24 protein-coding genes are annotated in these 26,149 nt (G+C 67.6%); 18 read left to right on the forward strand and 6 right to left on the reverse strand.

Annotated elements, in window-relative coordinates:
* Positions 1-106: 106 nt before the first annotated feature.
* Complete coding sequence (locus ACIRRA_RS25530; protein WP_402772739.1) at positions 107-883, reverse strand: acyl-[acyl-carrier-protein] thioesterase; 777 nt, start codon at positions 881-883, stop codon at positions 107-109.
* Positions 884-1,217: 334 nt separating this feature from the next.
* On the opposite strand from ACIRRA_RS25530, the gene ACIRRA_RS25535 reads away from it, so the two are divergent.
* The 3 genes from ACIRRA_RS25535 (at position 1,218) to ACIRRA_RS25545 (ending at position 5,393) form a co-directional block, all read left to right on the forward strand.
* Positions 1,218-3,005 carry a protein kinase gene (locus ACIRRA_RS25535; protein WP_402772742.1) on the forward strand — a complete coding sequence of 596 codons (1,788 nt, stop codon included), beginning with the start codon at positions 1,218-1,220 and terminating at the stop codon, positions 3,003-3,005.
* A gap of 241 nt (positions 3,006-3,246) precedes the next feature.
* Positions 3,247-4,221 (forward strand): NADPH:quinone oxidoreductase family protein, encoded by a 975-nt coding sequence (locus ACIRRA_RS25540; protein WP_402772744.1) that lies wholly within the window; start codon positions 3,247-3,249, stop codon positions 4,219-4,221.
* A 59-nt stretch (positions 4,222-4,280) separates the two neighbouring features.
* Entirely contained in the window at positions 4,281-5,393 is a 1,113-nt protein-coding gene (locus ACIRRA_RS25545; RefSeq protein ID WP_402772746.1) for a winged helix DNA-binding domain-containing protein, read from the forward strand.
* Positions 5,394-5,415: 22 nt separating this feature from the next.
* Here the strand turns inward: ACIRRA_RS25545 and ACIRRA_RS25550 are convergent, their stop codons facing one another.
* Complete coding sequence (locus tag ACIRRA_RS25550; RefSeq protein WP_402772749.1) at positions 5,416-5,934, reverse strand: Lrp/AsnC family transcriptional regulator; 519 nt, start codon at positions 5,932-5,934, stop codon at positions 5,416-5,418.
* A 138-nt stretch (positions 5,935-6,072) separates the two neighbouring features.
* Here ACIRRA_RS25550 and hppD point away from each other — a divergent pair, with 138 nt between their 5' ends.
* The 8 genes from hppD (at position 6,073) to ACIRRA_RS25590 (ending at position 14,675) form a co-directional block, all read left to right on the forward strand.
* A complete protein-coding gene (gene hppD / locus ACIRRA_RS25555; RefSeq protein WP_402772752.1) occupies positions 6,073-7,308 on the forward strand; it encodes a 4-hydroxyphenylpyruvate dioxygenase in 1,236 nt (411 codons plus the stop codon).
* A 169-nt stretch (positions 7,309-7,477) separates the two neighbouring features.
* Positions 7,478-8,002, forward strand: coding sequence for a DUF3558 domain-containing protein (locus tag ACIRRA_RS25560; protein ID WP_402772755.1), 525 nt, complete (start codon positions 7,478-7,480; stop codon positions 8,000-8,002).
* 11 nt (positions 8,003-8,013) lie between these two features.
* The gene (locus ACIRRA_RS25565) at positions 8,014-8,592 is read left to right on the forward strand and encodes a DUF3558 domain-containing protein (RefSeq protein WP_402772758.1); all 579 of its coding nucleotides are present in this window, start codon (positions 8,014-8,016) and stop codon (positions 8,590-8,592) included.
* A gap of 277 nt (positions 8,593-8,869) precedes the next feature.
* Positions 8,870-9,244, forward strand: coding sequence for a 30S ribosomal protein S12 (rpsL, locus tag ACIRRA_RS25570; protein ID WP_014353064.1), 375 nt, complete (start codon positions 8,870-8,872; stop codon positions 9,242-9,244).
* Positions 9,244-9,714: a 30S ribosomal protein S7 gene (gene rpsG, locus ACIRRA_RS25575; protein ID WP_030517120.1), complete on the forward strand. Its 471-nt coding sequence runs from the start codon at positions 9,244-9,246 to the stop codon at positions 9,712-9,714. Before rpsL ends, rpsG begins: the two co-directional genes overlap by 1 nt.
* A gap of 178 nt (positions 9,715-9,892) precedes the next feature.
* Entirely contained in the window at positions 9,893-11,995 is a 2,103-nt protein-coding gene (gene fusA / locus ACIRRA_RS25580) for an elongation factor G (RefSeq protein ID WP_402772763.1), read from the forward strand.
* 117 nt (positions 11,996-12,112) lie between these two features.
* Positions 12,113-13,303 carry an elongation factor Tu gene (gene tuf / locus ACIRRA_RS25585; protein WP_402772766.1) on the forward strand — a complete coding sequence of 397 codons (1,191 nt, stop codon included), beginning with the start codon at positions 12,113-12,115 and terminating at the stop codon, positions 13,301-13,303.
* Positions 13,304-13,493: 190 nt separating this feature from the next.
* Positions 13,494-14,675 carry a hypothetical protein gene (locus ACIRRA_RS25590; protein WP_402772769.1) on the forward strand — a complete coding sequence of 394 codons (1,182 nt, stop codon included), beginning with the start codon at positions 13,494-13,496 and terminating at the stop codon, positions 14,673-14,675.
* A gap of 6 nt (positions 14,676-14,681) precedes the next feature.
* Here the strand turns inward: ACIRRA_RS25590 and ACIRRA_RS25595 are convergent, their stop codons facing one another.
* A complete protein-coding gene (locus ACIRRA_RS25595; RefSeq protein WP_402772772.1) occupies positions 14,682-15,461 on the reverse strand; it encodes a glutamate racemase in 780 nt (259 codons plus the stop codon).
* Positions 15,462-15,552: 91 nt separating this feature from the next.
* A complete protein-coding gene (locus ACIRRA_RS25600; RefSeq protein WP_402772775.1) occupies positions 15,553-16,773 on the reverse strand; it encodes an NAD(P)/FAD-dependent oxidoreductase in 1,221 nt (406 codons plus the stop codon).
* A gap of 157 nt (positions 16,774-16,930) precedes the next feature.
* Here ACIRRA_RS25600 and ACIRRA_RS25605 point away from each other — a divergent pair, with 157 nt between their 5' ends.
* From ACIRRA_RS25605 to ACIRRA_RS25630, 6 genes are all read left to right on the forward strand, one after another.
* Positions 16,931-17,284, forward strand: coding sequence for an SPW repeat protein (locus tag ACIRRA_RS25605; protein ID WP_357007223.1), 354 nt, complete (start codon positions 16,931-16,933; stop codon positions 17,282-17,284).
* A gap of 233 nt (positions 17,285-17,517) precedes the next feature.
* Positions 17,518-18,144 carry a TetR/AcrR family transcriptional regulator gene (locus ACIRRA_RS25610; RefSeq protein ID WP_402772874.1) on the forward strand — a complete coding sequence of 209 codons (627 nt, stop codon included), beginning with the start codon at positions 17,518-17,520 and terminating at the stop codon, positions 18,142-18,144.
* Positions 18,145-18,336: 192 nt separating this feature from the next.
* On the forward strand, positions 18,337-19,482 hold the full coding sequence (locus ACIRRA_RS25615) for a lipase family protein (protein ID WP_402772876.1): 1,146 nt from the start codon (positions 18,337-18,339) through the stop codon (positions 19,480-19,482).
* 115 nt (positions 19,483-19,597) lie between these two features.
* Positions 19,598-20,704 (forward strand): hypothetical protein, encoded by a 1,107-nt coding sequence (locus ACIRRA_RS25620; protein WP_402772779.1) that lies wholly within the window; start codon positions 19,598-19,600, stop codon positions 20,702-20,704.
* A gap of 55 nt (positions 20,705-20,759) precedes the next feature.
* Positions 20,760-21,518, forward strand: a complete 759-nt coding sequence (locus ACIRRA_RS25625; RefSeq protein ID WP_402772782.1) for a DNA alkylation repair protein — start codon at positions 20,760-20,762, stop codon at positions 21,516-21,518.
* A 328-nt stretch (positions 21,519-21,846) separates the two neighbouring features.
* Positions 21,847-22,434 (forward strand): transglycosylase SLT domain-containing protein, encoded by a 588-nt coding sequence (locus ACIRRA_RS25630; RefSeq protein ID WP_402772785.1) that lies wholly within the window; start codon positions 21,847-21,849, stop codon positions 22,432-22,434.
* A 107-nt stretch (positions 22,435-22,541) separates the two neighbouring features.
* Here the strand turns inward: ACIRRA_RS25630 and ACIRRA_RS25635 are convergent, their stop codons facing one another.
* Together ACIRRA_RS25635 and mftR2 are read right to left on the reverse strand one after the other, a co-directional pair.
* Positions 22,542-23,597, reverse strand: coding sequence for a ferredoxin--NADP reductase (locus tag ACIRRA_RS25635; protein WP_357007233.1), 1,056 nt, complete (start codon positions 23,595-23,597; stop codon positions 22,542-22,544).
* A 71-nt stretch (positions 23,598-23,668) separates the two neighbouring features.
* Entirely contained in the window at positions 23,669-24,289 is a 621-nt protein-coding gene (mftR2, locus tag ACIRRA_RS25640; RefSeq protein WP_357007235.1) for a mycofactocin system transcriptional regulator MftR2, read from the reverse strand.
* 426 nt (positions 24,290-24,715) lie between these two features.
* Here mftR2 and mftF point away from each other — a divergent pair, with 426 nt between their 5' ends.
* The gene (gene mftF, locus ACIRRA_RS25645; protein ID WP_402772788.1) at positions 24,716-26,113 is read left to right on the forward strand and encodes a mycofactocin biosynthesis glycosyltransferase MftF; all 1,398 of its coding nucleotides are present in this window, start codon (positions 24,716-24,718) and stop codon (positions 26,111-26,113) included.
* Positions 26,114-26,149: the final 36 nt, after the last annotated feature.

A 26,149-nucleotide genomic window follows, 5' to 3' on the forward strand; every position in this document is an offset into this window, starting at 1 on the left:
GGGAATGTCGCACCAGGCCGGCCGATTTCGCAGTTGCGCCACCGGCTCAGCTGAGCAGTACCGGATTCGGCTGGGCAGTACCGGATTCAGCGGAGCAGCACCGGATTCAGCTGGGCAGCGGCCCGATACGCACCGCCGTGGTCGTCACCCCGCCCACCACGAACCACAGCCGCAGCGCCGCCGGATGCCCGGTGCGGTCGCCCGGCTCGTGCCGGCTGCGCACGCTGATGTGCTGACGCGCCAGCACCGGCGCCACGTACTCGATGACTGCGCGATGCGGCCCGGCCACCAGCTTCGGGTAGTCGACCAGGTACTGCTCCACCGCCTGCCAGTAGGCCGCGTTGTTCACGTGGTTGTACTGGTCGATATCGGTGGCGCGCACCGGGAACGGCAGATCCACGTCCGATTCCGGCGGCGTGGGGTCGGTGAGCCAGGGCCGCCAGCGCAGCCGGTGCTGATCGGTGGTGCGGGCGAGTTCGGCCAGGCCCTCATCGCTGATCCGGGTCGGCATATTGGTGAACTCGTTGATATTGATCCAGAACCCTTCGGTCTCGATCAGACCACCGTTCTCGCTGGTGATTCGCACCCGCATATTGGTCCACCGCGTCGACATGGCCGAACACCAGCGCCGTAGTTCCACCCGGTCCGGCCAGTGGATGGGCCGTACCACGTCCACCACGGTGCGCCGCACGATCCAGGCCGGATCCGTCCGATGGAAGAATCCGGATTGCATTTCCTCCCAGGCGATGTCCTGGAGATAACGGGCCACGGCATCGAATCGCAGCCGGTGATAGGGATCCACATCGCCGGCTCGGGCGGGCCACGCGGAAGCGAAGCCCATGCCCTCCTGGGGAAGCGGGGCGAGTGGCTCATCGAGTGACACTGGTGCTCCTCGCGCTGCACGGTGTGCCGCGTGTCTTTCCAAAAGCACCGGTGAGGTGCTTGCTGACCGAAGTCCGTGACATGACTCTACGGGGCGTGCGGGACACACTCACGTCGAGTCACCTGTACTTCTGTTCGGGGAACGACAGTGTTTCTCGGCTGCGGAGATCAGTCCAGCCGAATGGGAAGCGGCACTGTTCGGGGCTTGACGGCGTCGTCGCGCAATGTCGCCGTTATCGGCGGAAGGACTATGTCGCTTTTGGGGGAATGACAGTGCGTCGCACGGCCCGTAGCCTTTCCTGTTGTACATCCAGCAGCAGGGAGGACGACGCAGGGTGGCCGCAGGGGCGAGGGCCGGTTCGCGGTTCGGGCAGTACGAGTTGCGGCGGCTGCTCGGGGTCGGCGGCATGGGCGAGGTCTACGAGGCCTACGACACGGTGCGCGATCGGGTGGTCGCGGTGAAACTGCTGGATGTCGACCTGGCGCGGCAGCCCACCTACGTCGAGCGCTTCCGTCGCGAATCCCGCACCGCCGCCAAACTCCAGGAACCGCACGTCATTCCGGTGCACGACTGGGGTGAGGTGGACGGCGTCCTGTTCATCGACATGCGGCTGGTGCGCGGCCGCGACCTCAAGGCTTACCTGCACGACGAGGGCCCGATGGCGCCCGAGCAGGCCGTCACCGTGGTGGAGCAGGTCGCCGCCGCACTCGACGCCGCCCACGAGAGTGGGCTCGTACACCGCGACGTCAAACCCGCCAATATCCTGCTCACCGGCGAAACCTTCGCCTACCTGGTGGATTTCGGCATCGCGCACACCGAGTCCGACGTCCAGCTCACCCAGACCGGCAATGCCATCGGCTCCTTCGCCTACATGGCCCCGGAACGCTTCGAGCACAATGCCTCCGTCTCGCCCGGCGCCGACATCTACGCGCTGGCCTGCGTACTCTACGAATGCCTCACCGGCGGGCCGCCGTTCCGGGTGGAGGGCAATCTCGCCACCATCCGGGCCCACATGCTCACGCCCCCGCCGCGGCCCAGCGTCCGTGCCGGGGTCCCGGTCGGCCTGGACCAGGTGGTCGCCATCGGCATGGCCAAGGATCCGACCCGGCGCTACGCCACCGCCGGGCAACTCGCCCGCGCCGCCCGGGCCGCGCTGATACGGGCCGGCCACGGCGAGCCCACCCGCACCACCGTGCCGCCCGCCCCGCCGACCATCGGCTCCCCGGCCGTCCCGCCCGGGCACTCCGGGCCGAATTACCTCGACCGGCCGTCGGGCTCCGTCGAATACCCGCGTCCGGGTCACCCGTCCGGGACCGGCAATGTTCCCGGGGGCGCTCATCCCTCGGGCCCGGTGGATTACCCCCGCGGCGGCCAGGTTTCCGGTCCACACACCGGGCCGGGCAACAACGAGCCGACCGTGCTGCGCCCGATTCCCGCCGCGCAGGCCGGGTACCTGCCCGGTCATCCGCCGTACGAAAATCCGGCAGCGTCCTACGCCGCAAACCCCGCACCGCCCTACCAGAACCCGGCCCTGCCCCGCGAGCACCCCTCCGCGCCGCTGCCGTTGCCGCCCCGGCAGCGCAACAAGCTGCCGCTGCTGGTGGGTGCGCTCATCGGGGTGGTCCTGGTGCTGGGCGCGGTGCTCGCGTGGGCGCTGTTGTCCGGCAGGACCGGTGGCAACGACGCCGGCGGCGTCACGACGGTCACCGGTCCGGCGCAGACCACCGCCGCGCGCACCTCGATGACCACCGCCCCCACGACCGCCCCGACCACCACCCTGGTCCCGCTCTCGGGCGCCGTATCCGGTACGGACGCACAGGGTTTCACCGCGCAGCCGCCGCGCTGCAATGTCGATGACCCGGCGATGGCCATCGGCCGCACCGACAAGTCGCGCCTGGTGGTGTGCCGCACCGCGACCGGCCGCTTCTACTACAAGGGCGTGCGCATCAGCGACAACGCGGGCATCCAGCTCGACGACCCGGTGCCCGACGGTACCGGCGGCTTCACGGTCACCAATCCGACCGACGGCACGCAGTACCGGATCACCGCCTACAGCCTGGTCATCACCACCGGCGGTCAGGTCGCGGCAAATGAGTCCATGATCGAATACGCCCATCGCTGAGCCTCGGCAACCGAATTCCTTCGTGCCCGCCGAATGATGTTGTTGCTCTCCGACTCCGCGACAACTGATTTCGGAACGTTCGGGGTAACTCGTCGGGTACGCCCTGAATTGTTTCGGCACCACCCGCAGGCACGGGTACGAAACCGGCAACGGCTCTCAGCCGTCCGCCGAAGGCGCGGGGAGGCGGGGGGTGCTACGTTCGGCAGGTATCCGCCGGTGAATTGATCGGAGTTGATCGAGAATGCGCGCAGCCGTGGTGAGCACGCTGGAAGGCCCGGAGGCCATCGAAGTTCTCGATATTCCCGAGCCGGCGGGGTATCCGGGCGGCGTCGTCATCGACGTGCACGCGGCCGGGATCGCCTTCCCCGATGTGCTCATGACCCGCGGTCTGTACCAGATGAAGCCGCCGCTGCCCTACGTCGTCGGCTGCGAGGTCGGTGGCATCGTGCGCGAGGCGCCGGAGGGCTCGCATGTGCGGCCCGGCGACCGGGTGGTCGCGCTGACCCTGCTCGGCAACGCGGCCGCGGAAGTCGCGGTGGCACCGGTGGAGATGGTCTTCAAACTGCCCGACAATGTCTCGCTGGAGTCCGGGGCGGGCGTGCTCTTCAACGACCTGACCGTGCACTTCTGCCTCCGGAACCGCGGCCGCCTGGCCCCGGGGGAGACCGTGCTGGTGCACGGCGCCGCCGGCGGCATCGGCACCTCCACGCTGCGCATGGCGCAGGCGCTGGGTGCTGGGCGCGTCATCGCCGTCGTCAGCACCGAGGAGAAGGCCGAGGTCGCGCGTGCCAACGGGGCCACCGACGTGGTGCTCACCGATGGCTGGCTGGCCGCGGTCAAGGAGCTCACCGGCGGCCGCGGCGTCGACATCGTGCTCGACCCGGTCGGCGGCGACCGCTTCACCGACAGCATCCGCTCGCTGGCTTCGGCCGGGCGGCTGCTGGTGGTCGGCTTCACCGCGGGCGACATCCCTACCGTCAAGGTGAACCGCCTGCTGCTCAAGAACGTCGAGGTGGTCGGCGCGGCCTGGGGTGAGTGGGTCATGTCGCACCCGGGCTACCTGCAGGAACAGTGGGCCGAGGTGGAACCGCTGCTCGCGAACGGCAAGATCACCCCGCCGGAGCCCGTCCTCTATGCCCTCGCGCACACCGCCGAGGCGGTCTCCGCCCTCGACAAGCGCACCGCCACCGGCAAGGTCGTCGTCACCCTCCGCTGACCGGATCGCCCGGCGCGATCGCGCGCGAACCGGGTGCGGCTCACGTAGCGTCACCGATCGTGAAGCTGTCCAACCGGGTGCTGAACCGGACCCTGCTCGCGCGTCAGCATCTGCTCGAGCGGTCCGGGCTCGGCGTGCACGCGCTGTGCGACCACCTCGTCGGCCTGCAGGCGCAGGACATGTTGCCGCCGTTCGTCGCATTGTGGAGCCGCACAGCCGATTTCGATCCCGAGACGGTGTCAAAGGCCCTCGACGACCGGTCGCTGGTGCGAATCACCCTGATGCGCGGCACCATTCACCTGGTCACCCCGCCCGACGCGCTGCGCATCGCCCCGCACATCCAGCCCGAACTCGAAAAGATCCCCTTCCGTAAGGGTTTCAACTTCGGCGCGCTGGTCGGCCTGGATCCCGAGGAGGTGCGTGCGCAGGGGGAACAGGTACTCGGTGACGAGCCGACCCCCGCCGCGACGCTGCGCGAACACGCCGCCGCCCGGTACCCGGACCGCGATCCCGGCGCGATCGTGCAGGCCTGGCTCTACCAGCTCCCCGTCCTGCAGACCCCGCCGCGCGGCCGCTGGGGCGACAGCAGCCGCCCGGTCTGGTCCCGCGTGCAACCCTGGCTCGGCGAATCCCTCGACCCCGGTTATCCGCTGGAGGAACTGCTGCTGCGCTATCTGCGCGCCTTCGGTCCCGCCACCACCATGGACATGCAGACCTGGTCCAAGCTCACCGGCATGAAGAAGGCCGTCGAGAAGCTCGGCGACCGCGTCCGCACCTACACCGACGACCGCGGCCGCACCCTCTACGACGACGCCGACGCCACCCTCGCCGACCCGGACCTGCCCGCCCCCGTCCGCCTGCTCGGGTGGTACGACAACGTCATCCTGTCCCACCAGGACCGCACCCGCATCGTCCCCGACGGCAATGCCCCGCCCCTGCGCGCCTTCGCCAACCAGGTCTCCCCGATCCTGATCGACGGCTTCCTGACGGGCGTCTACAAAGTGTTCGCCAAGGGGGACACCGCGTTGCTGCGGATCAGCCCGCACACCAGGTGGTCCCGCGCCGACCGCGCCGCGGTGGAGGCGGAAGCCGCTGCCCTGCTGTCCTTCTCGGAACCGGACCGCGAGCCCGTCGTCGAGATCCTCGATCCCGGAGCGGACCTGCGCCCCTGACCGGGCGATCCGCTCCGGATTCTCAGTGCGCGGCGCGGTACGCCGGCGCCTTGCTCGACCCGGACGGGGTCAGCGTGCGCAGCAGCGGCAGCGTGCGCTGCGGGACCACGGTCGACAACACCACCACGCTGTGCGATCGCACCACCGAGCTGGTCCGGTCGATGCTCAGCAGGACCGCCTGCAAGCCGGCGTGTGAATCCGCGCCGATCCGGCACAGCACATCCCCGGAACCGGTGGTGGCGTAGGCCTCCAGCACGCCGGGGATGGCGTCGAGGCCGTTGGCGACCGCCTCCAGCGCGCCCTGCGCGATCTCCAGCGTCACGAACGCCTGCACATCGAAACCGGCCGCGGTGACGTCGATCTGCGGATCGTAGGAGGAGATCACCCCCGCCTCCTCCATGCGCGCGATGCGCGACTGCACGGTGGCGCGGGCGACCCGGGTGCGACGGGAGAGTTCCAGAATGCCCGCCTTCTGGTACTCGTGCATGGCGGTGAGAATGGCCAGATCCAGCTCATCCAGCCGGGCGGGCGTGCGGGACATGGCGGAACCTCCGCTCGTGAGTTCACTGCTATTCAAATTGTCCAGCACCTGGCCGCAGATGATGGTGCAATTCACCAGAGTGTCCAGTGGAATTCAGCGATATTGCCTAGTGGCGACCGCTGGGCTTTTCCTGGGCACATGAGCATCGACGCAGGACACCACGGCAGCGCTCACGCCCGCTCCGGGGTCGCTCGGGCCCGATCCGGCGACCTGCCCGGCGACGACGAACTCCGCCGCCTGGTCGGCCTGGTGGACCACGATGCCGCCGCCGACCCGTTCCCCGTGCTGGGCTGGGACGCCATCGTCTGGGTGGTCGGCAACGCCACCCAGACCGCGCACTACCTCCAGTCCGCCTTCGGCATGCGGTTGGAGGCCTACTCGGGTCCCGAAACCGGCAATCGTGACCACAAGGCCTTCGCACTGCGCAGCGGCGGCGCCCGATTCGTCGTCAAGGGTGCGGTGGATCCGGCCAGTCCGCTTGTCGCACACCACGATCTGCACGGGGACGGGGTGGTGGACATCGCGCTCGAGGTCCCGGATGTGGACCGCTGCATCCGCCGCGCTCGCGCCCAGGGCGCCACCGTACTGGTCGAACCGCACGACGAGACCGACGACTACGGCACCGTCCGCACCGCCGCCATCGCCACTTACGGCGACACCCGGCACACCCTGGTCGACCGCTCCCGCTACTACGGGCCCTACCTGCCCGGCTACACCCCACGCCGCTCCGCCTACGCCCCGCGGGCCGGGCAACCCCGGCGCATCTTCCAGGCCATCGACCACGTGGTCGGCAATGTGGAACTCGGGCGCATGGACGAATGGGTCGAGTTCTACCGGCGCGTCATGGGTTTCGAGAACATGGCCGAATTCGTCGGCGACGACATCGCCACCGAGTACTCCGCCCTGATGAGCAAGGTGGTGGCCAACGGCAACCACCGGGTCAAGTTCCCGCTCAACGAGCCCGCTCCCAGCCGCAAACGCTCCCAGATCGACGAGTACCTCGAGTTCTACCGCGGCCCCGGCGTCCAGCACATCGCGCTGGCGACCGGCGACATCCTCGCCGCCGTCGACGTGCTGCGCCGCGAAGGCATCGAATTCCTCGACACCCCCGACAGCTACTACGAGGACCCGGAACTGCGCGCCCGCATCGGCCACGTCCGCGTCCCGGTCGCCGAACTGCAGCGCCGCGGCATCCTGGTCGACCGCGACGAGGACGGCTACCTGCTGCAGATCTTCTGCAAACCCATCACCGACCGGCCCACCGTCTTCTTCGAGCTGATCGAACGCCACGGCTCCCTCGGTTTCGGCAAGGGCAACTTCAAGGCGCTCTTCCAGGCCATCGAGCGAGAACAAGAAGCGCGCGGAAACCTCTGAACGCCACTTCACTTGGCAGTCCGGTACCGTCCAGAACATGAACTCAGATGGTTCGCGGCCGTCTCGATTCTGGACTGACGGAGCGGGGGAGCGAAGCGGAGGAGCAGAGGAGGGAAGAATCGAGACCTCAGGGCCGCGAACCCGCCCCGGAGCGAAGCGGAGGGGCAAAATGGGCACTGCGATCGTGACGGGGTTGAGCCTCGCGCTGCTGCTGTCGGCGTGCGGGGGGAAGAGCGATTCCGGCGACGAACCGGGGTTCCGCCCGCCGCAGAAGGTGGCGGCGCTGGGCCCGTTCGTCGGTGAGTGCGGCCACCTCACCGACGACGAGGTACGCGACCTGGGTGGGCTCGGCACCCTCACCACCGTCTTCAAGAACTCGACCGGCTGCAACTGGCAGGCCGGCGGAATCAGTTCCTCCAGCGTCACTTTCGCGTCCTACCGCGGCAGTCCCATCGATCGCGAGAAGGCGTGGGTGGCCAGCGTCGGCCGCACCCCGGACACCATCGACGTGGGCGGGAAGAAGGGCTTCCAGGCCCTCGACCCCAGCAACGCCGTCTGCGATCTCGCGGTGCAGCTGGACGACGACTTCTTCGAATGGTCCATCTCCTACGGGGTATTCAGCAGCGGCAACCTCGGCAACCCGTGCGACCGCACCCGCAAGATGGCCGAACTGACCGTGCAGCGGCTCGGATGAGGGGGATCGGAATGTCAGCTCGATCCAGGCGGGTACGCGGCGCGGTCGCCCTCTCGGTGCTGGCCCTGACCGCCGCGCTGGGCGGCTGCGGCAAGACCGTCCCCGGCAGCGCGCTGCCCGCGGGCGGCACCACCGGGACCGGCACCGGCGGAACCTCGCGCATCAACACCAATTTCGACAAGCTGCTGCGCGAATGCCAGGTGGTCGCCCAGGACGACATCGCGAAATCGGTGGGCGACAACATGTATGTGGAGCCGTCCTTCAATGGCGCGGTCTGCATGTGGAACCTCACCGGCGGCACCGCCGGTAGCGGCATGGTCACCCTCAGTTGGTACGAGCTGGGCTCGCTCAACAACGAGAAGCAGAACAACGACCGCCTGAAGTATGTGACCAACGACATCACCGTGCAGGGCCGCCGCTCGGTCGAAACCCGCCGCCCGAACGATCCGGACTCCTGTGGCGTGAGCGCGCCGGCCGCGGATACCGGCATCGTCGGCTGGTGGGTCAACTACCGCAGCGGATCTCAGCACGCGGACCCCTGCGATGCGGCGCGCAAGCTGGTCGAGTTGACGTTGAACCTGGCCCGATAAGGGCTCTACCAGCCCCGGTGGGGGGACCCTCTTTTGCCCCCGAAAGAGCCGACGAGTATCGTGGACCGCTGTGCCCGGAGCATGCGGGCAAGTTGATGTGCAGTACGTAGGCCAGCGAGAGCGGCTGACCGTTTCAGCATGCCTTGAAAAAGGCCTCTGAGCTGTGCACGACACGCCCGACCTCGTGGTGGCGAAATGCTACGAGAGCAGGGCGGAAAGCTCGAATGACAAAGACATGAAGTTCCAGACACCTGGTTACTAAAAGGAAAGCCGGTCTATGCCAACCATCAACCAGCTGGTCCGCAAGGGTCGCCGCGACAAGGTCGCCAAGACCAAGACTGCGGCCCTCAAGGGGAGCCCGCAGCGTCGTGGCGTGTGCACCCGCGTGTACACCACGACCCCGAAGAAGCCGAACTCCGCGCTGCGTAAGGTCGCGCGTGTTCGCCTGACCAGCGCGGTCGAGGTCACGGCGTACATCCCCGGTGAGGGCCACAACCTGCAGGAGCACTCGATGGTGCTCGTCCGCGGCGGTCGTGTGAAGGACCTCCCGGGTGTGCGCTACAAGATCATCCGCGGCTCGCTCGACACCCAGGGTGTCAAGAACCGCAAGCAGGCCCGCAGCCGCTACGGCGCCAAGAAGGAGAAGAGCTAATGCCGCGTAAGGGTCCCGCTCCCAAGCGTCCCCTGATCAACGACCCGGTCTACGGCTCGCCCCTGGTGACGCAGCTGGTCAACAAGATCCTGCTGGACGGCAAGAAGTCCACCGCCGAGCGCATCGTCTACGGCGCCCTCGAGCAGGCTCGTGAGAAGACCGGCACCGACCCGGTCGTCACCCTCAAGCGCGCGCTCGACAACGTCAAGCCCGCCCTCGAGGTCAAGCCCCGCCGCGTCGGTGGCGCCACCTACCAGGTGCCGGTCGAGGTTCGTCCCGGCCGTGCCAACACCCTGGCGCTGCGCTGGCTGGTCAACTACTCCCGCGCCCGTCGCGAGAAGACCATGATCGAGCGTCTGGCCAACGAGCTGCTGGACGCCAGCAACGGCCTGGGCGCTTCGGTGAAGCGTCGCGAGGACACCCACAAGATGGCCGAGTCCAACCGGGCCTTCGCGCACTACCGCTGGTGACCTGTGGCCCGGCCCTCCGTTCGGAAGTGCCGGGAGACGAGTCACATGTCGGGCGCGACAGCTGAGCTGTTTCAAGCGAGGCACCTATGCGTCGCGCCCGACGTTGACACCGAGGGCTTCGGAGAACTCGAGGCCTATCCCGTTGAATCCCAACTAGCTACGAGCGGGGAAGATTTCCGTGGCACAGGACGTGCTCACCGACCTGCACAAGGTCCGCAACATCGGCATCATGGCCCACATCGATGCTGGTAAGACGACGACTACCGAACGCATCCTCTTCTACACCGGTATCACCTACAAGATCGGTGAGGTGCACGACGGCGCCGCCACCATGGACTGGATGGCGCAGGAGCAGGAGCGCGGCATCACCATCACGTCGGCCGCGACGACCTGTTTCTGGAAAGACAACCAGATCAACATCATCGACACGCCCGGCCACGTGGACTTCACGGTCGAGGTCGAGCGCTCGCTGCGCGTCCTCGACGGTGCCGTCGCGGTGTTCGATGGCAAGGAAGGCGTCGAGCCGCAGTCCGAGCAGGTGTGGCGCCAGGCCGACAAGTACGACGTCCCGCGCATCTGCTTCGTCAACAAGATGGACAAGCTGGGCGCCGACTTCTACTTCACCGTCCAGACCATCAAGGACCGCCTGGGTGCGAAGCCGCTGGTCATCCAGCTGCCGATCGGCGCCGAGGACACCTTCGAGGGCATCGTCGACCTGGTCGAGAACAACGCCAAGGTCTGGCGGGGCGAGACCAAGCTCGGTGAGCAGTACGAGGTCGTCGAGATCCCGGCCGATCTGAAGGACCGCGCCGAGCAGTACCGCCAGGAGCTGCTCGAGACCGTCGCCGAGTCCGATGAGGCCCTGCTGGAGAAGTTCTTCGGCGGCGAGGAGCTCTCGGTCGAGGAGATCAAGGGCGCGATCCGCAAGATGACCGTGAACTCGGAGCTCTACCCGGTGCTCTGCGGTTCGGCGTTCAAGAACAAGGGCGTGCAGCCCATGCTCGACGCCGTCATCGACTACCTGCCGTCCCCGCTGGATGTCGAGTCCGTGCACGGTCACGTGCCGGGCAAGGAGGACGAGGTCCTCACCCGCAAGCCGAGCTCGGACGAGCCGTTCGCGGCGCTGGCGTTCAAGATCGCCACCCACCCGTTCTTCGGCAAGCTGACCTACGTCCGGGTGTACTCGGGCAAGGTCGACTCCGGCGCCCAGGTCATCAACGCGACCAAGGGCAAGAAGGAGCGTCTGGGCAAGCTGTTCCAGATGCACTCCAACAAGGAGAACCCGGTTGCCGAGGGTATCGCCGGCCACATCTACGCGGTCATCGGCCTGAAGGACACCACCACGGGTGACACCCTGTGCGATCCGCAGAACCAGATCGTGCTCGAGTCCATGACCTTCCCGGACCCGGTCATCGAGGTGGCCATCGAGCCGAAGACCAAGGCCGACCAGGAGAAGCTGGGCGTCGCGATCCAGAAGTTCGCGGAGGAGGACCCCACCTTCAATGTGAAGCTGGACCAGGAGACCGGCCAGACCGTCATCGGCGGTATGGGCGAGCTGCAGCTCGACATCTACGTGGACCGCATGAAGCGCGAGTTCAAGGTCGAGGCCAACATCGGCAAGCCGCAGGTGGCGTACCGCGAGACCATCACCAAGAAGGTCGAGAAGCTCGAGTACACCCACAAGAAGCAGACCGGCGGCTCGGGTCAGTTCGCTCGCGTGATCATCGCCCTGGAGCCCTTCGTTGGCGAAGACGGCGCGACGTACGAGTTCGAGAACAAGGTCACCGGTGGCCGCGTTCCGCGTGAGTACATCCCGTCGGTCGACGCCGGTGCGCAGGATGCCATGCAGTACGGTGTTCTCGCCGGATTCCCGCTGGTCAACATGAAGGTCTCGCTGCTCGACGGCGCCTACCACGAGGTCGACTCCTCGGAAATGGCGTTCAAGATCGCCGGCGCGATGGCCCTCAAGGAAGCGGCCCGCAAGGCCGGTCCCGTGATCCTCGAGCCGCTCATGGCTGTCGAGGTCACCACGCCCGAGGATTACATGGGCGAAGTGATCGGCGACCTGAACTCCCGCCGTGGCCAGATCCAGGCCATGGAGGAACGCAGTGGTGCCCGTGTCGTCAAGGCGCTGGTTCCGCTCTCGGAGATGTTCGGTTACATCGGTGACCTGCGGTCGAAGACCCAGGGCCGAGCGAACTTCTCGATGGTGTTCGATTCGTACGCGGAGGTTCCGGCCAACGTGTCGAAGGAGATCATCGCCAAGGCGACCGGCGAGTAATTCGCTGCGGGACGGGTTTGCGAGAATCCGTCCCGCGTCGGTCGTCTGAACGACCCCCTGTAAGAAAAAACCGCACTGCTGCAAAAGCAACGCACTAACTAGTCCAGGAGGACAACAGTGGCGAAGGCGAAGTTCGAGCGGACGAAGCCCCACGTCAACATCGGCACCATTGGTCACGTCGACCACGGCAAGACCACGCTGACTGCCGCGATCACCAAGGTGCTGGCTGACACCTACCCGGACGTGAACGCCGCGTTCGCGTTCGACCAGATCGACAAGGCGCCGGAGGAGAAGGCTCGTGGTATCACGATCAACATCTCCCACGTTGAGTACCAGACCGAGAAGCGCCACTACGCGCACGTCGACGCCCCCGGTCACGCCGACTACATCAAGAACATGATCACCGGTGCCGCCCAGATGGACGGCGCGATCCTGGTCGTGGCCGCCACCGACGGCCCGATGCCGCAGACCCGTGAGCACGTGCTGCTCGCCCGCCAGGTCGGCGTGCCCTACATCCTGGTCGCGCTGAACAAGTCCGACATGGTCGACGACGAGGAAATCCTCGAGCTCGTCGAGATGGAGGTCCGCGAGCTGCTGGCTTCGCAGGAGTTCGACGAGGATGCCCCCGTCGTGCGCGTCTCCGGCCTGAAGGCGCTCGAGGGCGACCCGAAGTGGACCCAGTCCGTGCTGGAGCTCATGAACGCCGTCGACGAGTCGATCCCGGACCCGGTCCGTGAGACCGACAAGCCGTTCCTGATGCCGATCGAGGACGTCTTCACGATCACCGGTCGTGGCACCGTCGTCACCGGTCGTATCGAGCGCGGTGTGATCAACGTGAACGAGGAAGTCGAGATCGTCGGCATCCGCGAGAAGTCGCAGAAGACCACCATCACCGGTGTCGAGATGTTCCGCAAGCTGCTGGACCAGGGCCAGGCGGGCGACAACGTCGGTCTGCTGGTTCGTGGTCTGAAGCGTGACGACGTCGAGCGTGGTCAGGTCGTCGTGAAGCCGGGCACCACCACCCCGCACACCGAGTTCGAGGGCCAGGCGTACATCCTGTCGAAGGACGAGGGTGGCCGCCACACCCCGTTCTTCAACAACTACCGCCCGCAGTTCTACTTCCGTACCACCGACGTGACCGGCGTCGTGACCCTCCCCGAGGGCACCGAGATGGTCATGCCGGGCGACAACACCGAGATGACCGTCAAGCTCATCCAGCCGGTCGCCATGGACGAGGGCCTGCGTTTCGCGATCCGTGAGGGTGGCCGCACCGTCGGTGCCGGTCGTGTCACCAAGATCATCAAGTGATTTTCCGAAATCACTGGTGATTCTCTGAATCGCTGACGAACGGCGTCGCTCCGAAAGGAGCGGCGCCGTTCGCGTTTCCGCGCTCCGGTTCACCCGGTGCACCACGCGATCCAGTAGTAGCCTCGAACGACGGGCCTGGCGGATCCGGGGGTGACCAATGGCCGGTCGAGCTCGAATATCCTGGGCAGCAGTGTGTTTCGTGGTGGCCGCACTGCTGGCCGGTTGCGCGGGTGTGCGGGGCGCGCCGACCCCGGCCCGAATCGATGTCAGGGCATTGGATGTCGGCACGTACCCGCTGAATCGGGTGACCTACGACCGCCCCGCGGGCACCTATTGCGGCCTGGTCGAGGGCATGCGGATGTCGGCGGCCATGGCCACGGGGCCGCAGCTCGATCCCATGCTCACCGCGGGCCGGGGTGGCTATGTGCTGGCCGATGTCCATGATGCGGTTCGTCTGGGCGGCTTGGCCGATGCCACGCGCCCCGTGCTGGAACGAGATCGCATGCTGGCGGGCTACACGGCGACCGCCGCCGACCAGCCTCGGCCGAAATCCGATGCCACCACCGGCCCGACCGCAACGGTGATCACCACGGCCCTGTTGCGCTTCCCGGATGCCGATACCGCCAGCCGGGCCGCGACCGAGCTGGAGGCCGCCGATTTCGATGTGGCCCCGGCGCTGAACCGCCGGCTGCTGCTCGCGGATTACGGTGCGGCGCATATTCATTGGCAACCCGGCGTGCCAACGGCGGGGGCTTTTCTGGCGCACGGTGATTTCGTGCTGTGGGTCTTCGTGCATCGCCCGAGTGCCGACGAGAGCGACCTGCTGGCCTGGTTGCACAAGGTGTTCGATGTGCAGATCCCGGCCCTGGACAGGTTCCGGCTCACGCCGGAACGGGACCTGCCGAATCTCCGGGTCGATGCCGAAAGCATGCTGGCGCGGATCATGACTCGCGATCGCGACCAGCGTGCCCCCAATGTGGAGAGCTTTGCCGTGCTGAGCCGGAACGCGATCGTGATGGGTAGCGCGGACGCCGGATTCTGGTCCCGGACCTATGGGGACGCCGGTGCCGATCTGCTCGCATACCTGGACCGCGACACCCTGATTCGTGCGCGCGACGCGAAATCGGCTCGCGCACTGATGGATACGCTCGTGGCCAAACGTCACGACGAATACGTCGACGCCGACCCGCCCGCGCACGTGCCCGATGTGCACTGCCTGGTCCCCAAACCCGATGTCCCGTCCGCGGATGTGCAGGCCGGCAAGTGCTATCTCGCCTACGGGCGCTATCTCGCGGTCGTCAACGACAAGGATCGGGCCGAAGCCAGGCAATGCGTCGCCGCGCAATATGCACTGCTGGCCAACAGTTTCTGACTTCCGTCAGCAGACCTGCGCCTGCGAGGCTGTCGCGCCGAGGAGGCGGCCGGACTCGAAAGTAGCTGCGGCGGTGGGGAGCTGAGCGGCGCGGCCGGAGGCCAGGACGCGGACGGCGCCGGTGCCCGCGGTGGGGCGGCTCAGCGCGTCCATGCGGCGCAGGGTTTGGCCGGCGACGGCTTCGGCGCTGTCGAAGACGCGGACGCCCGGGGGGAGGGTGGTGAGGATGTCGTCGAGGACGAGGGGGTAGTGGGTGCAGCCGAGGACGATGCCCTCGGTGTCGGCGGGGGTGCGGGCGGCGGCGTCGGCGATGGCCTCGGCGATGACGGGGAGGTCGCCGCGGTCGATGGCGTCGGCCAGACCGTGGCAGGCCACGCCGGTGATGTCGGCGTCGCCGCCGAAGCGGGCGATGAGGTCGGCCTGGTAGGCGCTGGCGGTGGTGGCCGCGGTCGCCCAGACCGCCACCTTCCGGCAGGCCGCGGCGGCGGGTTTGATGGCGGGCACGGTGCCGATGACCGGCACACCGGGGCCGACCATGGTGCGGACGTGCTCGAGGGCCTGCACGCTGGCGGTATTGCAGGGCAGCACAATGACTTCCGCGCCCTCACTCAGGGCGAGGCGCACGGTGTCCAGTACCCGGTCGATGACCCACTGCTCGGGTTTGGGTCCCCACGGCGCACCGTCGGGGTCGTTGAGCAGCAGCAGGTCGAGATCGGGCCGCAGCTTCCGCAACCAGGCGGCCGTGGGGAGCAACCCCAGTCCGGAGTCGATGAGCGCGACGATCACACCCTGCACGGTAGTGAAGGAACCGCCTCCGTCGCGAACTGCGGGTCGAAAAACCGCGTGGGCGTGGCTCAGCCGACTGCGGCCGAGCGGGTCAGCCGACCGTCGCCGAGGGGCGCAGGGTCGCGGCGAGCTGGGCACGGGCCTTCATGACCTTCCCGGCCATGCTCGCGCCGGCGACGGCGACGAGTTCGCCGCCGCGCAGGTAGTGGGCGAGGAACTTGCGCCCCTTGTCCTCGACGATCTGCACCTCGTCGGCGAGCGCCGGGATGCCGAGCACCTGGATCTTCACGTCGTACTGGTCGCTCCACACGTAGGGCACCTGCACCTCGGTGGGCCGGTCGGCGCCCAAGAGCGCGGCGGCCAGCAGCTGGGCCTGCTCACCGGCGTTGGTCCAATGTTCGACGCGCTTGTTGCGGCCGCTCGCATGCGGCCAGGCGGCCACGTCGCCGAGCGCCCAGACGCCGGGGACGCTGGTGCGCCCGGTGTCGTCGGTGAGGACGCCGCCGCCCTCGGCGGGCGCGGCCAGCGGGATTCCGGAGTCGTCGAGCCAGCCGGTGACGGGCACCGATCCGATGCCGATGACCACCAGGTCGGCCTCGATCACGCTGCCGTCGGTCAGCCGCACGCCGCGGACCGTGTCGTCTTCGGCGGCAAGCACCGAGTTGTCCTCGGTGACAAGCGATTCCACGCCGATCCCGCACCGCAGTTCGACGCCCTCGGTTTCGTGGAGCCGTGCCACCAGCGCGCCGACCTGTTCGCCGAGCGCGGCGAACAGGGGAGTGGGCTGGGGCTCGACGATGGTCACCGCCAGTCCGCGGGACCGGAAGCTGGCGGCCAGTTCGCAGCCGATGAAGCCCGCGCCGACGATGACGGCCTTGCGTGCGCTGCCGAGGTGTTCGCGCAGGGCGTGGGCGTCGGCGTGTGAGCGGAGCATGTGGACGCCCGAGACCTCGGGCAGACCCGGGATTCGCCGCGGCCGCAAACCCGTGGCGATCACGAGGGCGTCGTATCCGGCTTCACTGCCGTCGGAGAGCCGGACCCGCCGGGCGGCGGTGTCGACGCCGGTGGCGGCGACTCCCAGCCGGAGCCGGATGTGCTGCTCGGTGAAGAATTCCGCGGGCCGCAGGACGGTGTCGTCGGTTTCGCCGCGCACGTACTGTTTGGAGAGCGGCGGCCGGTCGTAGGGCGCGCGGTTCTCGTCGCCCAGCAGGGTGAGTTCGCCGGTGTAACCCGCACGTCGCAGCTCTTCGGCCGTACGCAGTCCCGCGAGGCCCGCGCCGACAATTAGAACGTGTTCTACCGAGTGCGACATGCGCCAACCATAGCTGTTCCCGAGGTCACGCGCCGACGTGTCGACCGTCACACCCGAGATGCGGCCCAATCGTGTCCAGGCATTTATTGATCGGGCGGTCAATCAGGAATACAACGGGATCAGAGCATATTCCCTGGCCTTTAAAAGGAGGCATTCCATGTTCACCGTGAGTCGCGCGGAGCAGGCCATGACGGTCGTGCTCGGCGCAATCGCCGCGCTGTCCCCGATCTGGGTGGCGCACAGCAACCGTGCACTGTGGACCCTTGTGGTGCTCGGCGTGCTGGTCGCACTCGCGGGCCTGGCGCAGATCGCGGAAATGGCGACCGGCACGGTCGGCTACGCGCTCGGCGTGCTGGGCGTCCTGATGTTCATCTCCCCGTGGGTGATGAACTTCCACTCCTACAGCGGCGCTTCCTGGGTCGCGTGGATCGTGGGTGTGTTGACGGTCGTGGTCGCGCTGGCGGAGATGCCCGAGGTGTCGGGCCGCTTCGGCGCAGCGGCGCATCACTGACCGATTCGCGGCGTGCCGGCCTCGGCCCTCCGTGATCACGGGTGCACAGTCCTCGTGACCGCGGGAGACGCAGCGAGGTCGGCGCGTCCGCGCGTTATGCTTGTCGTCTACGTCCGCCGACCGGTGGCGGCCGCCTCCGCGTCGAAGCGTGAGGAGGAAGTCGAGCAGTGCCCACATCACGCAAGGCGGAATCGGATTCGTCGCGCACAGCAGAGTCTGAACTGCTGCGCAATGTGGGACCTGCGCCCCGCCGGGTGGGGCGTCGTCGCAGCAAAAAGGTCGATGGTGACGCTCGCCAGCTCATCCTGGATGCCGCCGAACGGCTTTTCGCGGCCAATGGATTCGACGCGACTCCCACGGCGTCCATCGCCGAGGAGGCCGGGGTGCCCAAGGGCCTGATCTTCTACTACTTCCCGACCAAGGGCGCGATTCTGTCGGCGCTCATGGCCGAGCGGGTCCCCTCGCAGCCGCTGGACGATATCGAGTCGGTGGTGGTGCCGGGTGATCCGGCCAAGAGCCTGGTCAATATGGATGCCGCGCTGAATCTGCGCGAGAACAATTCCTCGGTGCTGCGGGTGATCATGTGGCGCGAGGCCGATACCCACCCGGATGTGCGGAAACAATTGCGCCGCATGCGGGATCAGCTGCTGGACGCCACGGCGCGGGTGCTGGCGGCGAGCGCGCCGGCCCCGGTGCAGCCGGGGACATTGCGGGCGTGTGCGGCGGCGTGGGTGTCGGCGATGCTGGCCATCGCGAGCACGGATCGGTTGCACGCCCTGGACGGGGTGCCGCTGCCGACGGCCGACGAAATTCTGAATGTGGCGCAGGTGGTGGCGGCGGGCATGACCCATCTGGGTTGAGCTTGCGTGGATCCTGAGCGACCGCCAGAATGTTTGCTGGCGTGTCGCTGTTTCCTCTGATGAACTCCCGAATCACACTCGTTGTGGGGTAATCATGCGATTCTCACTGCGAAATTCGTGGAGGAACTGGTGTATACCAAGTTATTGCTGCGTGGTTTCGGAATCCTGGCGGCGGGTCTCGCGCTCGCGGGCATGACGCCCGCGGTGCACGCGGATCCGATCTACCCCGCGCCCGATCCGGATCCGTTCTACGCGCAACCCGCCGATATCGCCGACCACAACCCGGGCGACGTGCTTGCGGAGCGGCCCATGCCGCCGCTGCCGATGTTTCCCGAGACCACGGTCACAATGGTGAAATTCCGTTCCACGAATTCCGAGGGCGGTCCGATCGCGGCGGTCACCACGGTGCTCACCCCGCGCGAGCATCAGCCGGACGGGCCGCTGCTGTCGTATCAGCACATCATCAACAGCCTGGGCTCGGAATGCGCGGTGTCGCGGGTGCTGTACACCGACGACCCGAATCTGCAGGTGCGCGAGGCCGTCGCGCTGAATGTGGCGCTCCGGCGCGGCTGGTCGGTGGCGCTGCCGGATCATCTGGGCCCGAATTCCGCCTACGGTGCAGCCAGATTGGGCGGGATGATCACCCTGGACGGTATTCGCGCGGCGAAGCGGCTGCCGGAATTGGCGGTGGCGAACAGCCGGGTGGCGATGGCCGGATATTCCGGCGGCGGCATGGCGACCGCGTGGGCGGCGGCGCTCGCGCCCCGCTATGCGCCGGAGTTGGAGATCGCGGGCGCGGCCACGGGTGGCGTGCCGATGAATCTGGTGAAGATGGTGAACGCCCTGGGCCTGCAACCGCATCCGGTGTTCGGGCTGGCGATGGCGGCCGCCATCGGATTGGAGCGGGAGTATCCGGACCGGTTGCCGATCAGCACCCAGATGAACGCGGCCGGGCTGGCCGCGCGCAATGCCATGGCGAATGGCTGCGCCAATGAAATCATGGCGATCGGCGCCGGGCACAGTGCGGGCGAATTCGCGGCCAGCACCTCGCTGATCGACGATCCGGCGGTGATGTCGGTGCTGCGGGAGAACAGCCTGGAACTGTACGACGGGGTGCCGAATACGCCCATCTTCGAATGGCATTCGCCGAGTGATCCGCTGATCCCGGTGGACTCCGTCGTGAATACCGATCATCGCTATTGCGCGGCCGGGGTGCGGCTGGAGATGGATCTGAATCCGTCCCCCGAGCATCTGTCGGCGGCGGTGCTGGAACTGCCCGCCGTGCTGGAGTGGATCGACGCGCGGCTGCGCGGCGAACCCGCTCCGAGCAATTGCTGAGCGGTATCAATACCCCAATACCGTTGGTCGTGAGCCGGTTTCGCCGTGACCGCGTCGACGCCCCGGCCCCGGCCCGAGTCGCACCCGTTCCCGCGGGCCGGTAAGAATGTCGGCCATGGATGCCGATTTCATCACCGGCCCGGGGGATTCGCGCCCCGCGCGCCAGCCGGGCTACCGACTCACCCATCCCGATACCCCGTCACCGGGCACGTCGCCGAACCAGGTGCTGACCGGCATCGACACCGGCGGCCACGCCGGCCCGGTCCGAAACGGTCAGGAGCAGGCGGTGCAGTGGTCGACCGCGCCCGTAACCCTGCGCGCCACACCGGAACCCGATGCGCTGCCGCGCCGGATCGCCCCCGATCTGCCGCAGCGCACCGCGGACCCGGAGGCGGTGGCCGCCCGGCTCGCCGCCGACGGCGAGCCGTTCTCGGCTCGGATCACCACCGACAGCGAACCGTTCGCGATGCCCGCCACCAATGGCGAGCCCTTCGCCGCGCGACCCGCCACCAACGGGTCGCCCTATGCCCGATCCACGTCCGATAGCGGATCGTTCACCAGTGCCGCCCTCGACAGCGAGCTCTACGCGGCCGCGTCCGTGGTGGCCGACGAGACGATCGCGGTGCGCCCCGCGGCCAATGGCTCGCCGTTCGCGGCCCATTCCGGCATGCACGAGGATGTTTTCGCGGCGAGCCGGCCCGCCGACCCGGAGGCCCCCACCGGTCGTCGGCACGCGCCGGACCCCGAGCCGCCGGCCCGGCTGGAGAGCCCCGCCCGCTTGGAGAGCCCGGCCCACATGGAGAGCCCCGCCCGCATGGAAAGCCTGGAGGCCGTCGCGGCCTCGCTGCGGGAGAGCGTGCCCGATCCTCTGCCCGAGCCCGAGCGTCCGGCGAACGTCAAGTCCCGGCGGCGTGCGGCCCCGGAACCCGCTGTGGCGCAGCCGGATTCGACCACCACCGAGGCCAAGGCCGGCGCCGAGTTCCGGACCGGCGACGCCACCATCGATCTGCACCACATCATGCGGCTGCTGGTGGCCAGCCACGATCTGGATGTGGCCGCGGCGGCGGTCGAATCCGGCGAGATCACCGTCTCCGAATTGGCCGACGTGGCGCGGCGCACCCGCACAGCGGCCGTGGAATTGGTGGCGGCCTGGTACGGCGGAGCGGATCACATGCGGAAGTTCGGCGAGGTGCTGTTACAGGCCGCGGCTGAAACCGCTTGATATAGATCTAGGATTCGATCGACACTCTCTCCGGCTCACGGACGCAGGAGGCGCGATGAGCGGAACCGTCGTGCCGTCGAAAGCCCTGACGGCGGCCGCGGTGCAGGCGGAATTGGCGGCATCCGCCGATCCTGCCGACGCGGCGTATTTGCAGCGGTTCTTCAAGACCGGGCCGGGTGAGTACGGAGAAGGGGATGTATTCATCGGCGTCCGGGTTCCGCGGACCCGGAAGGCGGTGAAAAAATTTGCCGGCCTGCCGCTTTCGGAGATCGATCTGTTGCTCGACAGTCCGGTGCACGAGCACCGGCTGGCCGGATTGGTGATTCTGAACGGCGAAATGGCCGGGGCTACACGCAAACGCGGGAACGATGCGGCGCGGCAGCGGGAGATCGTCGATCTGTATGTGGCGGCCGTGCGCCGCGGCCGGGTGAACAACTGGGATCTGGTGGATTCCTCGGCGGAGTTCATTCTCGGCCCGTGGCTTTTCGAACGTTCGCGGGAGCTGCTCGACGAATTCGCGGCGGGGGATTCGCTCTGGGAGCGGCGGGTGGCCTTGCTGACCACCTTCGCGTTCATCAAGCAGGGCGATACCGCGACCACGCTCGAGCTGTGTGAGCGTCTGCTCTCCGATCGCCGCGATCTGATCCAGAAGGCGGTGGGCTGGATGCTGCGGGAGATCGGCAAGCGGGTGGATTCAGCGATTCTCATCGGATTTCTGGAGGTGCACGCGGCGGATATGGGCCGTACCGCACTGAGTTATGCGACCGAGCATCTGGCTCCCGACCAGCGTGCGGAGTACCGCGCTCAGCGGTGATCCGGGGGCGAAATAGGCGCGTCGGGCGAAGCTGCGGAATTGCTGTGACGAACCACTCAGCCAGTTCGCACCGAGTGTTCATCTTGTGTTTAGTTTACGTTTACTTGGCGAGATCAGTCTGTGATCAGTCGGTAAAGGCCGATACCAGCTCGAAATGAGCCGGTGACTACCACGCAGAGACCGCCGCCTTCGGCGGGAGCGTGACTGAACGATGGTAGCTGGGAAATATCCCGTATCTCGTTCCGCCACTTGCACATCACGACCCATGCAGTGCATCGGCGAGTCCCTCCGGGTGCCCGCCGTGGTGAGCTCTGCGCCTGTTATCACCATGATCAAACGAAACCTGTTCGCCCAGCCCGTCAAGACCATCACCGGCGCAGCCGCCGCGGCCCTGGCCGTCTCGGCTGTGATCGCCGCCGGTCCGGCTTCCGCCGACATCAACGGCGTCCCGCCCGAGTTCCAGGCCACCGCCCAGCAGGTCCAGCAGCAGGCCGTCCAGCTCGACAACGGCCTCCCCGCTGCGCAGCAGGACCAGGTCCGTCAGGCCGTCCAGGGCCTCCCGGCCCCGTTCAACCAGGTCCTCCCCCCGGCCTTCGCCAACGACCTGAACGGCTGGATCCAGAACGCCCTCTTCGTCATGGGCCAGCACGGCATCCCCGGCAGCTACGACGGCATCTTCCGCAACATCCAGCGTGAGTCGGGTGGCAACCCTCGGGCTATCAACCTGTACGACTCCAATGCCGCCGCGGGCATTCCGTCCAAGGGCCTGCTCCAGGTGATCGATCCCACCTTCCAGGCGTACCACGTCGACGGAACGTCCTGGGACATCTACGACCCGGTCGCCAACATCACCGCCGCCTGCAACTACGCGTCGCACCGCTACGGCTCCATCGACAACGTCTTCTCGGCGTACTAGGTAGCACCACTTTCGGTGGCTCTCCGGGGTTCAGCGCCGCACCCCCGAATAAGAATGTGGCCGTCGCGTTTTCGACGCGGCGGCCACATTTCGCTTTCGCGGGTTCGTCAGAACTGGATCTTCAGGTGATCCGTCACCGGGCGGGCCTGGCACCCGAGGATGTAGCCGTTGGCGATGTCCTCGGGGTCGAGGATTTCGGCGTTTTCCATTTCCACCTCGCCTTCGAGGACGGTGCAGGCGCAGGAGCCGCATTCGCCTTCGAGGCAGGAGTAGGGGACGTCGAGGCCCTTGGAGAGCATGATGTCGACCAGGGTCTGGCTGCGGGGCCAGGTCATTTCGTGGGTTTCGCCGTCGAGTTCGACCTCGACGCTGGCGGCGTCGGCGGCCTCCTCGGCGGTGATCTCGGTCGGGGCGACCTCCGCGAAGGGGTCGCCGGAGAGCGAGTTGAAGACCTCGGCGTGGGTGCGATTGCGGGGCATGCCGAGCTGGCCGAGGGCGTCGTGGACGCGGTCCATGAACGGCTTGGGGCCGCACATGAACGCCTCGTGGCCGGCGTAGGGCGCGACCAGGGTGGCGAAGGCGTCGGCGGTCGGCAGGCCCTGCAGGTGCTCGAGCCAGTGGATGACGACCAGCCGCTGCGGGTGCTTGTCGGCCAGCTCGCGCAGTTCCCGGGCGAAGATGACCGAGTCGTGGTCGCGGTTGGCGTAGACGACCACGATGCGGCCGTCGCCGCGGGCCAGCGCCGACTTGAGGATGGACATCACGGGTGTGATGCCACTGCCGGCCGCGAACAGCAGCAGGTCCTCGTCGAGGTTCTTGGGGGTGAAGACGCCCGAGGGCGGCAGCACCTCGAGGGAGTCGCCGGCTTTCACGTTGTCGCACACCCAGTTCGACGCGTAGCCGTCGACGGTGCGCTTGATGGTCACCTTGGGCTTGTCGTCGGTGTGCGGCGAGCTCGCCAGCGAGTAGCAGCGGGCGACGGACCCGGTGAGGTCGCTGGGGATGCGCAGGGTCAGGAACTGGCCCGGCTGGTAGGTGAAGCGCTCACGCAGGTCCTCGGGCACGTCGAATACCAGCGAGCAGGAGTCGGCCGTTTCGTTGATGACCGCGGAGACCCGCAGCACGGCCGATCGCGAGCTGTGCGGTACGTCGACGGTGGTCATAGTGTCCTCTCGAACCCGGCGGTGTGGGCAGCCGGTGCAGTCTACCTAAACTAGAACGTGTTCTAGTTTGACTATACGTGGCTGTCCCGCTGCCGGACAAGCTGAGCTTCCAGGCCCGCGATCAGTACGTCCATCGAAAAGTCGTAGGAGTACTTGCCGCGCAGATCCGCCAGGTGTTTGGTAGCACGTTCCACCGCCTCCGGGAGCACCCGGTCCAGCAGGCCCGCCCGGTCGCGCGGGTTCACCTTGGAGCGCCCGAACAGATAAGTGTGGATGGTGGCGTAGGCGGAGAGCACATTGCGCTCGTCGAAACCGGCGTCGAAGAGGATTTCCATGACGGCGGCGATCAGGTCCAGCTGTTTGCCGAGCATCTGTTCGATCAACACGTCGCCGAGACCCGGGTGTTTGCGCAATTTCTCGTCGATCTGGTCGATCAGATCCCGCAATCGCATTTGCCACGTACCGAATTCGGGTGGCGGCTTGCGCACGCCGGTGAGGGCGGCGGTGGCGACCAGATCGAGTAGCTCGCGCTTGTCGGCGACGTAGTAATAGGGGGCCATCGGCGAAACTCCGAGTTCGCGGGAGAGCCGTCGCATGGACAGCTTCTCCACACCGTCCTGCCGGACCACCCGCAGGGCGGCCTCGACGATCTCGGATTCCGAGAGGGTGTTACCGCCCCCGCCTGTCTGCATGCGCCCGACTCCCATACCGCCTCGACCACCACGGGCACGGATTTCCGTCCCCGACCTGTTCAACTCCCGATTTTCCTCCCGCAGTGTAGAGCGCGCCGGACTCCGGCTGTCGAGCTACGGTCCGATGTGTGAACAAGGCCGATCCCGGCCCGAGATCCCCATTCCTCGAGAACCTGCCGGAGCCGTCACCCAGAGGTTCGCGGCCGTCTCGATTCTGGACTGCGGCTTGATAGACCTCCGCCTTGGAGCGGGGGAGCGAACGGCTCCATAGACCTGCGCCTTGGAGGAGCGGAGGAGGGAAGAATCGAGACCGCGGCTCCATAGACCTGCGCCGTGGCCGCGAACCCCGCCCGGAGCGAAGCGGAGGGCAATTAACACCGCGCGCCAATCATCATTGCCAGTGGTTGGCTGACTTAGCATTCGGGAATGCGCCATGATCGCCTTCCCGATGGTTTCGGGGTGCGAATCGATCCCAGGGTGCGCACTTATTCCGGTGGACGGCTCCTGGTCGGCGGCACGCCAACGAGGTTGCTACGGCTCGCTCCGGAAGCTGCGGCCTTGATCGGTGACGGGTACCTCGAGGTGACCGACCCCGCGTCGGCTCGGGTTGCCAGACGTCTCCTCGATTCCGGCGTCGCGAATCCGCGCCCGCGGCTGCTGCCGTCGCTGGAGGACGTCACCGTGATCGTGCCGGTGCACAACAATGCTCCCGAGCTGTCGCGGCTACTGTCGGCGCTGCGCGGCCACACGGTGATCGTGGTGGACGACGGCTCGGATCAGCCGGTGCAGATTCCGGACGCCAGAAGCCGCTGCCGGATCACGGTGCTGCGCCGCGATCGCCGGCACGGGGCGGCTGCCGCCCGCAATTTCGGATTGCGCGCCGCGGCAACCGAATTCGTGGCCTTCCTGGACCCGGAGGTGGTGCCCCGCACCGGCTGGCTGGAGGTCATGCTCGGGCACTTCAGCGATCCCAAGGTGGCGCTGGTGGCCCCGCGCATCCTGGCCATGGACCCGGATTCCACCCTGCTGGCCCGCTACGAGCACACCCGCGGCTCGGTGCATCGCGGCCGCCGCGAGTCGGCGGTGCACGCGCACGGCCCGGTGCCGTACGTGCCGAGTTCGGCGGTACTGGTGCGCCGGCTGGCGTTGCTCGGCGAGGGCGGGTTCGACGAGACCATGGCGGCGGGCGGCGATGTCGACCTGTGCTGGCGGCTCGACCGCGCGGGCTGGCGGCTGCGCTACGAACCGGCCGCCCGGGTCGCGCACAGCAATCCGGTGTCGCTGCGAAAGTGGTTCGCCCACAAGGTCACCCATGGGACCGGTGTGGCGCCGCTGGCCCAGCGGCATCCGGGCCTGGCCGCACCGCTGTCGCTACCGATCTGGACCGCGGTGTCGGCGGTGCTCCTGGGCACGATGTTGCGCTGGGGCGTGTTCGGCGGCCTGCTGACGCTGAGCGCGACCCTGGTCCGGCTACGCCGGGTCTTCGCCGGGCTGGACAATCCGACCCGGGTGGCGGCCATCTATATGACGCGCGGTTTCACCGGCGGTGTGTGGCGTCTGGCGACGGCCATGTGCCGGCACTACTGGCCGATCACGCTGCTGGGCATGCTGTGCTCGCGGCGGGTCCGTCATATCGCGTTCACCCTGGCCATGGCCGAGGGCCTGGCGGACTGGTTCACCCACCGGGAGCCGGGCAGCCTGGATCCGATCCGGTACGTGCTGTGCCGGCGGCTCGACGATGTCGCCTACGGGACGGGTCTGTGGTGGGGTGCGGCCCGCATCCGCAGCGCGGCGGCGCTGAAGCCGACCCTGCCGACGAGCTGAATTCGACGCTGCTCGCGGACCGAATTCGATGCTGCC

Origin of the sequence: Nocardia sp. NPDC101769, assembly GCF_044766925.1 — a bacterium.
In the GTDB taxonomy this organism is placed as follows: domain Bacteria; phylum Actinomycetota; class Actinomycetes; order Mycobacteriales; family Mycobacteriaceae; genus Nocardia.